Origin of the sequence: Cypionkella sinensis (assembly GCF_042646385.1) — a bacterium.
Classification (GTDB): domain Bacteria; phylum Pseudomonadota; class Alphaproteobacteria; order Rhodobacterales; family Rhodobacteraceae; genus Cypionkella; species Cypionkella sinensis.
In genome coordinates this window covers 172,275-186,793 of the sequence record NZ_JBHRTO010000001.1, presented here as the reverse complement: position 1 = coordinate 186,793, position 14,519 = coordinate 172,275, and the positions used below count along the sequence as shown (strand labels likewise).

General features: G+C 61.5%; 17 protein-coding genes. 10 read left to right on the top strand and 7 right to left on the bottom strand.

The window, feature by feature from the left end; translation table 11 throughout:
• Positions 1–17 precede the first annotated feature (17 nt).
• On the bottom strand, positions 18–1,340 hold the full coding sequence (locus ACFOGH_RS00920) for a tyrosine-type recombinase/integrase (RefSeq protein WP_380071179.1): 1,323 nt from the start codon (positions 1,338–1,340) through the stop codon (positions 18–20).
• Positions 1,341–1,623: 283 nt separating this feature from the next.
• Here ACFOGH_RS00920 and ACFOGH_RS00915 point away from each other — a divergent pair, with 283 nt between their 5' ends.
• The 5 genes from ACFOGH_RS00915 to ACFOGH_RS00895 all read left to right on the top strand — a co-directional run bounded on the left by ACFOGH_RS00915 (position 1,624) and on the right by ACFOGH_RS00895 (position 5,388).
• Positions 1,624–2,505, top strand: coding sequence for a LysR family transcriptional regulator (locus tag ACFOGH_RS00915; RefSeq protein WP_380071178.1), 882 nt, complete (start codon positions 1,624–1,626; stop codon positions 2,503–2,505).
• Between the two features lie 108 nt (positions 2,506–2,613).
• The gene (locus ACFOGH_RS00910; RefSeq protein ID WP_380071177.1) at positions 2,614–3,024 is read left to right on the top strand and encodes a DoxX family protein; all 411 of its coding nucleotides are present in this window, start codon (positions 2,614–2,616) and stop codon (positions 3,022–3,024) included.
• Positions 3,025–3,045: 21 nt separating this feature from the next.
• Positions 3,046–3,855 (top strand): VOC family protein, encoded by an 810-nt coding sequence (locus ACFOGH_RS00905; RefSeq protein ID WP_380071176.1) that lies wholly within the window; start codon positions 3,046–3,048, stop codon positions 3,853–3,855.
• 1 nt (position 3,856) lies between these two features.
• A complete protein-coding gene (locus ACFOGH_RS00900; protein ID WP_380071175.1) occupies positions 3,857–4,792 on the top strand; it encodes a glutathione S-transferase family protein in 936 nt (311 codons plus the stop codon).
• Entirely contained in the window at positions 4,789–5,388 is a 600-nt protein-coding gene (locus tag ACFOGH_RS00895) for an alpha/beta hydrolase (RefSeq protein ID WP_380071174.1), read from the top strand. Before ACFOGH_RS00900 ends, ACFOGH_RS00895 begins: the two co-directional genes overlap by 4 nt.
• On the opposite strand, the gene ACFOGH_RS00890 is transcribed toward ACFOGH_RS00895, so the two are convergent.
• Complete coding sequence (locus ACFOGH_RS00890) at positions 5,385–5,858, bottom strand: Lrp/AsnC family transcriptional regulator (RefSeq protein WP_380071173.1); 474 nt, start codon at positions 5,856–5,858, stop codon at positions 5,385–5,387. The two genes, ACFOGH_RS00895 and ACFOGH_RS00890, sit on opposite strands and share 4 nt — an antisense overlap.
• 269 nt (positions 5,859–6,127) lie before the next feature.
• Here ACFOGH_RS00890 and ACFOGH_RS00885 point away from each other — a divergent pair, with 269 nt between their 5' ends.
• The 5 genes from ACFOGH_RS00885 (at position 6,128) to ACFOGH_RS00865 (ending at position 9,979) form a co-directional block, all read left to right on the top strand.
• Positions 6,128–6,352, top strand: coding sequence for a hypothetical protein (locus tag ACFOGH_RS00885; RefSeq protein ID WP_380071172.1), 225 nt, complete (start codon positions 6,128–6,130; stop codon positions 6,350–6,352).
• Between the two features lie 74 nt (positions 6,353–6,426).
• Positions 6,427–7,548 carry a sulfate ABC transporter substrate-binding protein gene (locus tag ACFOGH_RS00880; protein WP_380071171.1) on the top strand — a complete coding sequence of 374 codons (1,122 nt, stop codon included), beginning with the start codon at positions 6,427–6,429 and terminating at the stop codon, positions 7,546–7,548.
• Between the two features lie 4 nt (positions 7,549–7,552).
• Positions 7,553–8,386 (top strand): sulfate ABC transporter permease subunit CysT, encoded by an 834-nt coding sequence (gene cysT / locus ACFOGH_RS00875; protein ID WP_380071170.1) that lies wholly within the window; start codon positions 7,553–7,555, stop codon positions 8,384–8,386.
• The gene (gene cysW / locus ACFOGH_RS00870) at positions 8,379–9,248 is read left to right on the top strand and encodes a sulfate ABC transporter permease subunit CysW (protein ID WP_380071169.1); all 870 of its coding nucleotides are present in this window, start codon (positions 8,379–8,381) and stop codon (positions 9,246–9,248) included. Before cysT ends, cysW begins: the two co-directional genes overlap by 8 nt.
• Positions 9,249–9,259: 11 nt before the next feature.
• On the top strand, positions 9,260–9,979 hold the full coding sequence (locus ACFOGH_RS00865; RefSeq protein ID WP_380071168.1) for a sulfate/molybdate ABC transporter ATP-binding protein: 720 nt from the start codon (positions 9,260–9,262) through the stop codon (positions 9,977–9,979).
• Between the two features lie 13 nt (positions 9,980–9,992).
• On the opposite strand, the gene ACFOGH_RS00860 is transcribed toward ACFOGH_RS00865, so the two are convergent.
• From ACFOGH_RS00860 to ACFOGH_RS00840, 5 genes are all read right to left on the bottom strand, one after another.
• Positions 9,993–10,937, bottom strand: coding sequence for a diguanylate cyclase domain-containing protein (locus ACFOGH_RS00860; RefSeq protein ID WP_380071167.1), 945 nt, complete (start codon positions 10,935–10,937; stop codon positions 9,993–9,995).
• Positions 10,938–10,988: 51 nt separating this feature from the next.
• The gene (locus ACFOGH_RS00855) at positions 10,989–11,576 is read right to left on the bottom strand and encodes a heme NO-binding domain-containing protein (protein ID WP_380071166.1); all 588 of its coding nucleotides are present in this window, start codon (positions 11,574–11,576) and stop codon (positions 10,989–10,991) included.
• A 135-nt stretch (positions 11,577–11,711) separates the two neighbouring features.
• Complete coding sequence (locus ACFOGH_RS00850) at positions 11,712–13,271, bottom strand: trimethylamine methyltransferase family protein (RefSeq protein WP_380071165.1); 1,560 nt, start codon at positions 13,269–13,271, stop codon at positions 11,712–11,714.
• 123 nt (positions 13,272–13,394) lie between these two features.
• Entirely contained in the window at positions 13,395–14,081 is a 687-nt protein-coding gene (locus ACFOGH_RS00845; RefSeq protein WP_380071164.1) for an HAD family hydrolase, read from the bottom strand.
• Positions 14,082–14,143: 62 nt separating this feature from the next.
• Complete coding sequence (locus ACFOGH_RS00840) at positions 14,144–14,425, bottom strand: DUF3572 domain-containing protein (RefSeq protein WP_380071163.1); 282 nt, start codon at positions 14,423–14,425, stop codon at positions 14,144–14,146.
• Between the last annotated feature and the right edge of the window lie 94 nt (positions 14,426–14,519).

The following is a 14,519-nucleotide window of genomic DNA, read 5'->3' as shown; positions in this document are numbered from 1 at the left end:
GCCGAACGGTAACAGGGTCATTGCGCAACCCCCGCCCGCAGTTGAACGACCTTTGCGGCGACCGCTTCGCCCTGACAGAAGCCCGCCCAAGCCGCCATCATGGCCCGGCGCTGTTCAACAAGATCGGTTCGGCGATAACGCTGTTCGACTTCGTTGCCGACGCGATGCGCTAGGGCGATTTCGGATTGAATGTTGTCGATACCCGCTTCGGTCGCCCAATCCTTGAAGGTGCTGCGAAGGCCATGCGGCACGGCGGGGCGCGGTTGCGGGGTTTCGGCGGGGTCTTCGGGTTGTGTCAGAACATGCGGGTCAATCCAGCCCTTGCCGTTCTTCTTCGCCTTGGCTTCGTTCATGCGCTTCATAACGGCGGAAATCGTGGCGTCTGACATTTCGCCACCACGGGGGGCCGGAAAGACAAGCGCCTTCGGGTCGTTGTGATCGGCTTCGAAGTTCGGAAGCGCCTTCAAGACGGCAATCGCGGCGTCGGACAAGGGCACCGAATGCGGCTTTTTCATCTTCATGCGAACGGCGGGGATAGTCCAAATCTTCGTCGCAAGGTCGATTTCGCCCCATGTTGCGCCGCGAACTTCGCCCGACCGCGACGCGCAAAGGGTCACAAATTCTAGCGCCCGTGCTGCCATGCCTTCGCGTTGGCGAAGATCGGCGAACCATGTGGGCAAGTCGGCTTGCGGGATAGCAGGATGGTTCTGCGCTTCGGCCTTCTTTTGGTTCCCTATCCAGACTTCAAGCGTCTTCGGCGACGCCGGGTTGTCTGTTTCGCGGCAACCTTCGTCAATCGCCCAAGCGAACACGCTTTCCATACGACCGCGAACCCGGCGGGCCGTGTCGGTCTTCGTCGCCCAAATCGGCTTCAAAACTTCCTTCACGTCGTCAATCGTGATGGTGCCCACATCCTTGTCACCGATCTTCGGCACGGCATGAAGGTCAAGGCTTGCCCGCCATTGCTTGCGGTGCTTGTCGCTGCGGAAGTCTTCGATGCGGCCCGACTTCATGTATTCGTCAAGCGCGTCGGCAAAGGTTACGACCTTCGGCGCGTCAGGCACGACCTTCTTTGTGCGGCGTTCTTCGACTGGATCACGCCCTTCCCGAACGACCACCCGAAGCCGATCAACTTCAATGCGGGCTTCTTTCAACGAAACGTCTTCATACGACCCAAGGCCCATGCCGCGCATTTTGCCGTTGATGGTGTAGCGGAAGACCCAAGACTTCGTGCCCCAAACCGACACTTGCAGGTAAAGCCCCCTGCCGTCGCGGTAGTGACCGGGCTTCGTCTTGGCCTTCACCGTCTTGTCGTCCAGAAGATCGGAACCCCGTGCCATGTGCTATCCTACTCAATTCCTACTACAGAAATTTGGCAGAAACAGGTGGACAACACAAGACGGCGGCAGACGACACAATGGGGCAAGCGATTGGAAACAATGGGGATTTTAGACGGTCCTAGACGCTGGCAGACATACCAATGGAAGCCCTACGGGCTGCCACTTTTCCCGAATGTTCTGAACATCTCCTGCGGCTTGCGCAATTCCAGCGACGTGTGGCGTTGCTTCCCAAACCGCAGCAATCGCGCTACCCTTCACCCGATTACCCATTGAAAGCGCACGCATGGATCGGTTGCTGAGCGAACGGATGTTCGTCACTGTGCTGGAAACTGGCAGCTTTGCGGCGGCGGCGCAGCGGCTGGGCACCAGTTCGGGGCAGGCCTCGAAACTGGTGGCGAAACTCGAATCCGATCTTGGCGTGCGGCTGATCCACCGCACTACCCGCGCTTTGTCGGCGACAGAAGCCGGACAGGCTTACTTCGACCGCCTGCGCAGCCTGATTGACGAATTTGACGCGCTGGATACCCAGACCCGCAACGCCGCCCTGCTGCCACGCGGCAAGATCCGCCTTAGCGCGCCGCTCAGCTTTGGCACCATCCGGCTTGCCCCGCTGCTGGCCGATTTCGCCAAGGCCTATCCCGACATCGCACTTGAAGTGCATTTTTCCGACCGTCTGGTGAACCTTGTCGATGAAGGCTTCGACATGGCGGTGCGGGTGGGCAAGCCCCGCGACACCACGCTGATCGCGCGCAAACTTTGCACCTCGCAACTGATCGTGGCTGCTGCCCCCGGCTATCTCGCGCAGCGCGGCACGCCGCAGACACCGCAGGATCTGGCCAGCCACGATTGCCTGATCGACACCAATTACCGCGACCCACACCGCTGGAGTTTCTCGCAAAATCAAAGCGTTGCCGTGACAGGTCGGCTGACCTTCTCCAACGCCTCTGCCTGCATGATCGCCGCCGAGGCAGGGCTTGGCATCGCCGCCTCACCCGATTTCGTGCTGGCGGAAAGCCTTGCCAGCGGGCGGTTGGTGCGCCTGCTGACGCAGCACGAAGAACCGCCGATGGCGGTGTTTGCGCTTTATCCCTCCGGCCGCCATCTGGCGTTGAAAATGCGGGTGCTGATTGATTTTCTGGCGCAGCACCTGCCACAAGCCGCTTGAAGCATTCCTTCCCATATGGATGCAATGATCTTCCATGCCGCACAATTATCAACCACAGCGGCAAGAGTTATGTTGCGATCATCCGACCAAACCCAAAGGATCATCGCCATGACCGCCCTGCCCTCTCAAAACCGCCCCGATCTTGCCGCGCTTATCCTGCGGGTCAGCCTTGGCGCGCTGTTTCTCGCCCATGCTGGCCTGAAAATCTTCGTGTTCACCCCCGCAGGCACCGCAGGTTTTTTCCAAAGCATCGGCCTGCCCGGCCCGCTCGCCTATCTGGTGATCGCTGTTGAGCTGCTGGGCGGCCTTGCGCTGATCGCGGGCTACCGCACCCGCATCGTCGCATTGGCCTTGATTCCGGTGTTGCTGGGGGCCATCGTCACCGTGCATTTCGCCGCTGGCTTCTGGTTTTCCAACGAAAATGGCGGCTGGGAATACCCGGCATTCTGGATCGTCGCCCTTGTGGTGCAAGCCCTGCTGGGCGATGGCGCAGCCGCACTTGGCCGCAAACTGAACTGACCTCACAATCGGAGAATCGACATGTCCACTGCATCAGCTCCCATGGAAATCGGCCGCGTCGCCCTGACGGTGAATGACATCGGGCGTGTCGCCTCCTTTTATAAACAAGCGCTTGGCTTGGTCGAACTGGCCAATGACGGCGAAACCCTGCGCCTTGGCGCGGGCAACACCACGCTGCTGGAACTGCGCGCCGACAAGGCCGCGCGGCGGCGCAGCCCGAAAGAGGCGGGGCTGTTTCACACCGCCTTCCTGCTGCCCAGCCGCGCCGATCTGGGCGCGTGGCTGCTGCACGCCTCGCAAACCCGCCTGCCGCTGGAGGGGGCTTCTGACCACCTGGTCAGTGAGGCGATTTATCTGTCAGACCCCGAAGGCAATGGCATCGAAGTCTATGTCGACCGCCCCCGCAGCGCGTGGAAACATCAGAACGGCCAGATCCAGATGGCCACCATCGGGCTTGATCTGAACAACCTCGCCGCCAGCGCGAAGGCCCCTTTCGCCGAAGCCCCGGCGGGCACCGTGGTGGGCCATGTCCATCTGCAAACCGGCGCTGTGCCCGAGGCCGAGGCGTTCTACAACGGCGCTTTGGGGTTTGAGATCACCACCCACTACCCCGGTGCTGCCTTCTACGGCGCGGGCGGCTACCATCACCATTTGGCGACCAACACCTGGAACAGCCGTGGCGCTGGCCCGCGAAATTTCCCATCCACTGGGCTGGCCGATCTGGAGATTCTGGTGGACCCTGCCCCACTTGCCGCCCTGCGTGCCAAACTCCCCGCCGCCCTGACCGACCCTTGGGGCACCCCGATCACCCTGTCACCGAAAGCGGCGTAACATGCTGGTCGATGGCAAATGGCAGGAAAACTGGCAGCCGGTGCAGGCGAAAGACGCGCAAGGTGGCTTCGTGCGCCAGCAATCGAGCTTTCGCAACTGGATCACCCCTGACGGCGCATCCGGCTTCAAGGCCGAGGCCGGGCGCTATCACCTTTACGTCGCGCTGATCTGCCCCTGGGCCTCGCGCACCCTGATTGCGCGCAAGATCAAAGGCCTCGAATCGGCGATCAGTGTGTCGGTGGTAGAGCCCACGCTGACCGATCAAGGCTGGCGCTTTGGCAGCTATCCCGGCAGCACGCCCGATCACCTGCACGGGGCCACCTATATGCACGAGCTTTACACCCGCGCCGATCCGCATGTCTCGGGCCGCGCCACCGTGCCGGTTCTGTGGGACAAACAGACCGACACTTTGGTCAACAACGAATCGGCGGACATCCTGCGGATGCTGAACTCGGGCTTTGGCAACCTCGCCTCTGGCCCCGATCTTTACCCCGAAGCGCTGCGTGCCGAGATCGACGCGCTGAACGATGCGATCTATCCCGCACTGAACAACGGCGTCTATCGCGCGGGCTTTGCCACCACCCAAACCGCCTATGAAGCCGCCTTCGCCGATGTGTTCGCCTGCCTCGACAGTCTGGAAGCCCGCCTCTCCGACAACCGCCCCTATCTGCACGGGGCCGCCCTGACCGAAACCGATATCCGCGCTTTCGTCACCCTGATCCGCTTTGACGCGGCCTACCACGGCCTGTTCAAGACCAACCTGAAACGCATCGCCGATTACCCGCATCTGCAAGCCTATATGCTGCGCGTTCTGGCTGTTCCCGGTGTGCGTGAAACGGTCAACATTGACCATATCAAGCGCGGCTATTACTCGATCAAAACCCTGAACCCGGTCGGCCTTGTGCCAGTCGGCCCCGCGCTGGATTGGAACACATGAGCCGCAAGCTGCTGATAACGCTGCACGGTGTCGGCAGCAACGGCGCCGACCTCGCCCCGATTGGCGCGCAGATCGCGCAAAGCCTTGGCGCGCAGACCGAAAACCCCGACGCGCCAGAGCCCTATGATTTCGGCGGGCCGGGGCGGCAGTGGTTTTCGATCGCTGCCGTCACCGCCGCCAACCGCCCCGCCCGCGTAGCCAAGGCCCGCGCCGCATTCGATGAAATCCTGACCGCCATCATCACCCGGCACGGCATGGAGAACCGCCTGCAAGACATCGCTCTGCTGGGCTTTTCGCAAGGCTCGATCATGGCGCTGGATGCCGTCGCCTCTGGCCGCTGGCCGGTCGGCGCGGTGGTCGCTTTCTCGATGCGTCTGGCGACGCCGCAGCCGCTGACGCCCGCCCTGCATACCCCGGTGCTGCTGATCCACGGCACCGCCGACCCGGTGATGCCCACGACCGAGGCCACCACTGCCGAAGCCGCGCTGACCGCCGCAGGTGTCAACACCACGCTGCATCTGCTGCCCGGCGTTGGCCACAGCATCACCCCGGCAGGCATCGAGCTTGCGCAAGATTTCCTGCGCCACAGGCTTTAGCGGCGCTGCGTATCCACCGGATAGGCGGTGCCGTATTTCATCCGCTCCATCACGAAATGCGAGGTGAAATTCTTGATCGCGACCGCATCGGTCAAGCGTTTGTAAAGCGCGTCAAAATCGGCGGTATCGCCCACCGATATCCGCAGCAGATAATCCATTTCCCCGGCCATACGGTAAACCTCCATGATCTCGGGGATAGATTCGGTCGCCTTCAGGAAGGCCTCGCGCCATTCCGCAGAATGGTCTACCGCTTCCACCTCGACAAACACCGTCAGGCCAAATCCCAGCCGCGCCGGATCGACCATCGCCACCCTCCCCGTGACGATTCCCGTCGCCTCAAGCCGTTGAATCCGCTTCCAGCACGGCGTTTGTGACAAGCCCACCCGGTCAGCAATCTGCGCCACCGGCAGCGTCGCATCGCGCATCAGCTCGGCGACAATCTTGCGGTCAATCTGATCAAGTTCGGCCATGATCGCCCCCCTTCTGGTTCGCCTCTTAGGATGAGGTAAAAATTCTAAATGTCTATCATTTTTATCGTGATATATTCCAAAAATATTACAACATATTGTTTGTAAATAACTATTTTACAAATCCTGGCGCAGAACCACCTCAAACCACGCCCTAACCCCCACAAGAGAATTTTCTTCTAAAATCACGACAAAAAAGAGCGTTATTTTTCCGTTGCTAAACTCGACTAACTCTGTCGTTATTAAGGGATAGACAGACACAGGAGAGCACCATGTTCGCAGCACCCCAATCTGACTTCAGCCGCGCAGTTCCGATGTCCTGCGCCTATCAGGTCTCGCTGATCGACCGCCGCACCGGGCGCGCGCACCGTGTCTCGGGCAGCCCGCTGGTCCGCTTCACCCGTGATCCGCAATCGGCGGTGCAGGAATTGCTCCACGGCCGCGACACCCGCCTGTGGGAAGCCCGCGTCGAACCCCTGGACCCCTACGCAAGATGAGCGCCCCCATCCTCGGCCTCATCCCCGCCCTTCCCTTTCCGGCCAAACGCCAAACCATCCCGCAGGAGAAACCCATGCTGACCACCGTCACCCTCGCAGGCCAGATCACCGCCCAAGGCACCGTCACACAGCGCCACGCTGATGGCCGCGTCACCATCACCACCGGCGAGCGCGAGTTCACCGGCTTCCCGGTGCGCGAAAAATGGCTGGGCAAAGCCGCGCTGATCGCGCTTTCCGCGCTGTATCTGACCTTCACCGCAGCCCAAGACGCCCGCGCCGAAACCCTGCTGAACGTCAGCTACGACCCGACGCGCGAACTCTATAAAGACCTCAACGCCGCCTTCATCGAAAGCTACACGAAGGCAGGCAACCCCGCGCCCACCATCGAGGCCAGCCACGGCGGTTCCGGTGCGCAAGCCCGCGCGGTGATCGAAGGTTTGGATGCGCAGGTCGTCACCCTCGCCCTCGCCGCCGACATCGACAAAATCGCCAAAGAAGGCAAACTGCCCGCAGACTGGCAGACCAAACTGCCGCACAACTCCTCGCCCTACACCTCGACCATCGTGTTTCTGGTGCGTGAGGGCAACCCCAAGGGCATCAAGGATTGGGGCGATCTGATCAAGGACGACATCGAGGTGATCACCCCCAACCCGAAAACCTCGGGCGGCGCACGCTGGAACTATCTGGCCGGCTGGGCTTGGGCGGAAAAGAACGGCACCGATCCGCAAGCCTATGTCAAAGCCCTGTTTGAACACGTCCCGGTGCTGGACAAAGGCGCGCGTGACGCCACCACCACCTTTGCCCAGCGCGGCATTGGCGATGTGCTGCTGGCTTGGGAAAACGAGGCTTACTTGGCCGAAAAGGAACTCGGCGATGATCAATTCGACATCGTGGTGCCTTCGGTCTCGATCCTGGCCGAACCGCCCGTTGCCTTGGTCGAAGCCAACATCCACAATGACGAGCAGCGCAAACTCGCCGAGGCCTATCTGAACTTCCTCTACACCCCAGAGGCCCAAGCCATCATCTTCAAAGACTTCTACCGTGGCTGGGATACCTCCAAGGCCGATCCGGCTGATGTCGCCCGCTTCCCGAAGCTTGATCTGGTCGACATCACCCACTTTGGCGGCTGGGCCAAGGCGCAGAAAGATCACTTCGCAGATGGGGGCATCTTCGATCAGATCTACACTGCGAAGTAAGCTCATGCGCCCATTGATCAACCGATCCCCGCTTCCCGGCATGGCCCTCAGTGCCGGGATCACCCTCACCCTGCTGTCCCTCGTGGTCCTCCTCCCCATCGGCGCCCTTCTTTTGAAGGGCGCCACGGCTGGTTTTCCAAGCCTGTGGGCCGAGGTGAACACCCCCCGCATCTGGGGCGCGCTTTACCTGTCGTTCCGGCTGTCGTTCATCGCCGCCGTGATCAACCTCGTGTTCGGCGTGGCGCTGGCATGGGTTCTGGTGCGCTACCGCTTCCCCGGTCGCCGCCTGCTTGACGCTGCCGTTGACCTCCCCTTCGCCCTGCCCACCGCCGTCGCAGGCATCGCCCTGACCGCCCTTTACGCCCCGAACGGCGCATTTGGCTCTATCGCCCGCGACCTCGGCTTCAAGATCGCCTACACGCAATGGGGCATCCTGCTGGCGCTGATCTTCGTCGGCCTGCCCTTCGTCACCCGCACCGTGCAGCCCGTGGTCGAGGAAATCGAGCGCGAGGTTGAAGAAGCCTCCGCCACCCTCGGCGCCACCCGCGCCTACACCCTGCGCCGTGTCGTGCTGCCGATGCTGACCCCCGCCGCCCTGACCGGCTTTGCCCTCTCGCTCGCCCGCGCGGTCGGAGAATACGGCTCGGTCATCTTCATCGCGGGCAACATCCCGCTGAAAACCGAGATCGCCCCCCTGCTGATCGTGATCAAGCTCGAAGAGTTCAATTACGTAGGCGCCACCGCCATCGGCATCGCCATGCTGTTGATTTCCTTCGCAATGCTGCTGATGATCAACGCCATCCAAGTCTTCAGCCGCCGGAGGATTGGCTATGTCTGACACCCCCCAAATTCAAACTGCGCACCGCCCCGTCACCACCGAAACCCCGGCCTTCCGCGTAGCCCTGATCCTTGTGGTCGTGCTGTTCCTCGCCCTCTTGCTGTTCGCCCCCCTCGTCGCCGTCTTCGCCGAGGCTTTGTCGAAAGGCGCGGTTGAGGCGGTGAAATCCCTCGCCAACCCCGAGGCCGCATCTGCGATCAAATTGACCCTGATCGTTGCCGCCATCGCGGTGCCACTGAATGCGGTGTTCGGCATCGCCGCCGCATGGTTCATCACCAAATACGATTTTCGCGGCAAAGCCCTGCTGATCACCCTGATCGACCTGCCGTTTTCCGTCTCGCCGGTCGTCGCAGGCCTCTGCCTTGTGCTGACCTTCGGCGCCAACACCGCCGTCGGCGGCTGGCTGGTCGCGCAGGGCTATCCCATCGTCTTCGCGCTGCCCTCGATCATCCTCGCCTCGATGTTCGTGACCTTCCCCTTCGTCGCGCGAGAGCTTATCCCCGTGATGATCGAACAAGGCCGCGCCGAAGAGGAAGCCGCCCTCACCCTCGGCGCATCCGGCTGGCGGATTTTCTTCACCGTCACCCTGCCCAACATTCGCTGGGCGCTGCTTTACGGGGTCCTTCTGTGCAACGCCCGCGCCATGGGTGAATTCGGCGCGGTCGCGGTGGTCTCGGGCAAGATCCGCGGCCAGACCGCCACTATGCCGATCACCATCGAGATGCTGTATAACGAATATCTCTCGGTCGCCGCCTTCAGCCTTGCCGCCGTCCTCGCCCTGCTGGCTTTGCTGACCCTCACCCTGAAAACCCTGCTGGAATGGCGCTATGCCGATCAGCTTGCCGCCGCCCATCGCCCGTGAAAGGTGCCCCCATGCAAATCGAAATTGATCAGATTTCCAAAGAGTTCGGCGCAACGGCTGCCCTGCATCCCGTCTCGCTGTCGATCCCCTCGGGGGCCTTGGTGGCGCTGCTCGGCCCTTCGGGTTCGGGCAAAACCACCCTGCTGCGCATCTTGGGCGGGCTGGAGTTTCCAACCGCAGGCCGCGTGCTGTTCGATGCCGCTGACGCCACCAACCTGACCGTGCAGCAACGCCGCGCCGGGTTCGTGTTTCAATCCTATGCCCTGTTCCGCCATATGACGGTGTTTGAAAACATCGCCTATGGCCTGCGCGCCCGCCCCCGCGCCCAGCGCCCCGCCAAGGCCGAAATCGCCCGCCGTGTCACCAAACTGCTGGAGTTGATCCAGCTGCCCGACATCGGCGCGCGCTATCCCAGCCAACTTTCGGGCGGTCAGCGTCAGCGCGTCGCCCTCGCCCGAGCTTTGGCCATCGAGCCGCGGATGCTGCTGCTGGATGAGCCGTTCGGCGCGCTTGACGCCCGCGTGCGCAAAGAGTTGCGCGCGGGCCTGCGCGAGATTCACGACACCACCGGCCTGACCACGGTTTTCGTCACCCATGATCAGGACGAAGCCATGGAACTCGCCGATCTGGTGGTGGTGATGTCGATGGGGCGCATCGAACAAATCGGCCGTCCGCAAGACATCCGCGCCAAGCCCGCCACCGCTTTCGTCAAAGAATTTCTGGCGGTCTGACCCGCAGCCCGCGTCACGCCGACAGCAGATCATCGTCAGACCCTGCGTGAAACTGCGCCTGCCCCCGCCCCGCCCGTTTTGAGGCGTAAAGGGCGGCGTCCGCATCACTCAACATCCGCTCGGCCTCGGGCGGATCATACAGCGTTGAGATTGTCAGGCCGATCGAGGCAGAAATCCGGCAAGGCGTGCCTTCAAAATCAATCGGTTGCGACAGCCGTTCGATAATCCGCCGCGCGATCTGGCGCAGACGGTCTGGGTCGGACAGGCCCGGCAGCAGCACAACAAATTCATCCCCACCAACACGTGCGACAATATCCGATGTTCGGGTTTCCACCGCCAAAGCCTTGGCAACTTCGCGCAGCACAAGATCGCCCGCCGCATGGCCCAGCGTGTCATTGACCTGTTTGAAGTAATCCAGATCAATATGCATCAGCCCGAAAGCCATCCCCTGCCCGATCAACGCCGGCAGCGACAGATCCAGCGCCCGCCTGTTGCGCAAGCCGGTCAGCGTATCGGTCAGCGCCTGTTCCTCGGCGGTGGCTTTGGCACCCTGCAAGCGCAGGTTCAGCCGCCGCAATTCGGTCATCACCGCCTGCTTGACCTCAACCAGATAGAGCATTTCCACCGCCATATCGGTGGCGGCAAAATCCGCATCGGTCAGCGCATGTTGGCGCACAGCCTCAATCAGCCGGATGCCGAATGACAGGTTCAACAGAAGCCCACCATCGCCCGTCGGCACTGCAAGTCCGCGAAAGGTATCGCCTTTTCCGCGCAGATCAACGTGCAGTCGTTGCCCCGCCCGCGCCCGCAAATCCTCCATCGTGGTGATGCCCGCAGGCCTGCGCACCGCGAACACTTTCAGAAACGCCACGCCTATCGGGCTTGGCCCTTCGATCAGCTTGGCGAGCGTCGGGCCAATCGAGTTGATCTTGCCCGACGCCGTCAACCCGATATGCATTGGCATCATCCGCGACAGCGCGGCTTTGGTTAAGGTCGCCCCCGGCACCGTTCAGCCCCCCGGCATGGCAAGCTCAAACCGCCGCCCTTCTGCATAGGCATGGTCCAGCAGATGCACCGAAACCACCTCGCGCCCCGCCTCTACACCGGCATGTTCCAGCACCACCAGTGCGCCATAATCATCCGCCATCGCCCGCAGCAGGCCAACTGCCACATGCCCAACGCCGTCAATCAATTGCGACACATGCAGCAAGAACCGCCCGTCACCCTGATCGGTCAGCGCGAAATCCGGCACCTCCAGATCGGGCAGGCCCAGACGGCCATGTTCCGGCAGATCTTCCATCGAGTGCAGAAAATCCAGAAAACTGACCCCGCCAAAGCGCAACAGCCGTCGCAACGCCTCAAGATTGGGATGTGACACCAGATATGTGCCCAGATCTTCCAGCACGGTTTCGCGCGGGCGCTGCAAATAGCCCGCCGCCGCCGCGATGACATTTTCGGTCAGCGCGGTGTCATAGATCATCAACGGCTCAAAGTTATCAAAGCCCAAGCCCGCAGCGCCCGCAATCGCCGACCAACTGGCATTGCCATAGGTGTCACGCAGAAAACACTGGATCGAGCGGTTGATCAGGCCGTGCATCGGGATACTCGCAATATGATTCGCCCGTTCAGCTTAGGCGCAGGGCGTTAACAATTGCCAAACCGCTGCTAGCCCCCGCAAGCAAAAGGCCCGCGCAATGCTTTGCACGGGCCATTTCTAACCTGTTGTTATCAATCAGAAATCTGTCGGCGCGCCGCCCTCTTGCTTGCGCTTTGCCACGAATTGCCGCAATTCTTCCTGATGATCGCCGTTCATTTCTGGCGCTTCAAATTCTGCGATGATCTGCTTGTAGATGCGGTGCGCCCGCTCCACCGTCCAGATCGAACCGTCCTGCTGCCAAGCCTCATAGTTGCGCCAGTCTGACACGATCGGGGCATAAAACGCCGTCGCATAGCGGTCCTGAGTATGCTGGCAGCCAAAGTAATGCCCGCCAGGCCCGACGCCCTTGATCGCATCAAACGCCAGATCGTCCGGGGTCGTCGCCGTCACCGAATCCTCGAAATAGCGCTGGATCATCTGCAACACTTCGCAGTCCATGATGAACTTTTCAGGGCTGGCGATCAGCCCGCCCTCCAGCCAGCCCGCCGCGTGATAGACCATGTTGGTGCGCGATTGCACCGCCGCCCACAGGCTGTTCGAGGTCTCCCACATCGCCTGACCATCCGGCACGTTGGCCGCACAGGTGCCGGAAGAGCGCATCGGCAGTTTGTAATGCCGCACCAACTGCCCGGTCATCTGCGTCGCGCGCATATATTCCGGGGTGCCGAACGCAGGTGCGCCCGATTTCATATCGACGTTGCTGGTAAAGGTGCCCAAAGCCACCGGGCAGCCGGGGTTGATGAACTGCAACAGCGCCACCGCCGCCAGGCCCTCGGCCAGCGACAGCGTCACCGCACCCGACATCGTCACCGGCGCCATTGCCCCGGCCAATGTAAACGGCGTGATCACCACGGGTTGGCCGCGTTTCGCCAACCGCATCGCGCCGTCCAGCATCGGATAGTCGTGCTGCAACGGCGAGACCGAGTTGATGTTGGTATACATCCGCGGCTTGGCTTCAAATTCTTCGTGGGAAAGACCGCCCGCGATGCGGACCATCTCCATCACATCCTCGACCCGCTCGGCGCCCAAGCTATAGGCGTGGACGACCTTGTCGGTCAGCGTCAGCTTTTCATACAAGCAATCCAGATGCCGGATCGAGGCGTGGATATCCACCGGCTCCACCGGATAGCCGCCCGCGATATGGATACAGTTAAAGTACTGCGTCAGCTTCATGAATTCCTTGAAGGTCGCAAAATCGCCGGTGCGTTTGCCACGCTCCAGATCCCAGGCGTTCGGCGGAGACGACACGTTCACGAACAGCATATGCTTGCCGCCCATGATCAACTCACGCTCGGGGTTGCGCGGGGTAATGGTGAAGCTTTCCGGCGCGTGGGACAGCATCTCCATGACGAAATCTTCGTCCATCTTGACGTTTGTGCCGTTCACCACACAGCCCGCGCGCTTCAGATGCGCCACCGCGTCAGGGTTCAAAAACTCGATGCCGATTTCCTTCAGAATCCGCATCGTGGCCTTATGAACCGCCTGCACGCCCTCGGCATCCAGCGGTTCAATCGGGCGATCTGGGTTAACCGGAATCCGCCATGGCATCTGATCAATAATCGCGGTGCCTGCGCGGCTTTTGTTGCCCGCGCGGCCTCCGGCACGGGCACGTTTGCGGCTTGCGTCATCGCTCATCTGGCGTCTCCATTCCTGTAACCAAAACCTTGGTCACTGCTGGAGCCTAAGATGAACGAAACCAAAGCGCTTAGCGCACCACGTTCCCGACGCAAATGTGTCGTTTTTTGCGCGACACTCCGCTTAGGCGGCGTTCAAGCCGTCAATCCAAGGCCCCAACTCGCCGATATTGGTCAGCACCACATCAGCATGGGCCTCAAGATCAGCGCGCGTTGCGATCCCGGTCAGCACCGCCACCGCTTTCATGCCAGCCGCACGGCCCGCATCCAGATCATGCAAACTATCGCCGACCATGGCAACCCGCGCGTGCGTCAAACCGCATTGCGCCACAAAAGCCAGAAGTTGCCCCGGCGCGGGCTTGCCGCCAAAACCAGAATCACAACCCGCCACGAAATCGAACAATTCCAACACCCCGGCCCCCGCCAGATGCCGCCGCGCCGGAATCTCGGTGTCATTGGTCGCCAGCCCCAGCTTGATCCCGCGCGCGCGCAAAGCGCCCAGCACCGCAGGCAGATCAACCGCAGGCACCATCGGCGCATCCGCCGCAAGCTGGATCATCCGCTCCAGCAGTTCCGACAGCGGCAAACCCGGCAGATGCGGCAGCAGAATATCGGCGATTTCCGGCGTCGTCATCGCGATCACCGGGCTACCCTTTGCAAAATCATTGCGCGCCGCATCATAGCCCAACACCTGCGCCAAGCGCCCATCGGCATCGCCCAATTCGGCCAGCAGGTTGCGCGTCCACGCCCCCCAGGACAGCCGGAAATCAAACAACGTGCCGTCCTTGTCGAAAATCAGCGCCTCGATCATCCTCAGCTCCATCAGGGTCTCGCATTTGGCTGCAACCTGCCCGCAACCCTGGCAAAACGCAATCAGGTCCAGTTCGGCAACTCGCCCCCCGGCAAGCCCATCCGCGCTTGCATCACCGCGGTATAGGGCAAGGCCGCGCTGTCGCAAAAACCGATCACCCGCGCGTCATCTTCCAGCAGAAAGTCCAACACCGCGCCCAGAAACACCGGGTCTTGCGCCAGACTGGCCAAATCGCCCTGCGTCGCCCCGGTCGCGTTAAGGAATATTCCCACCAGATCATCCTGCGCCAGCAGCCAGGCAAAGGCCTGCAAGGCCAGCGTTTCAGCAGATTCCCGCCTATTCATGCTGTTTTTCCCAAGTTTTGCACATGTCGCACGAAAATTGCGGCGCAAAGGTTATGTTTTCAGAAAGGATTTCTTAACCCTTTCGGCGGCACAG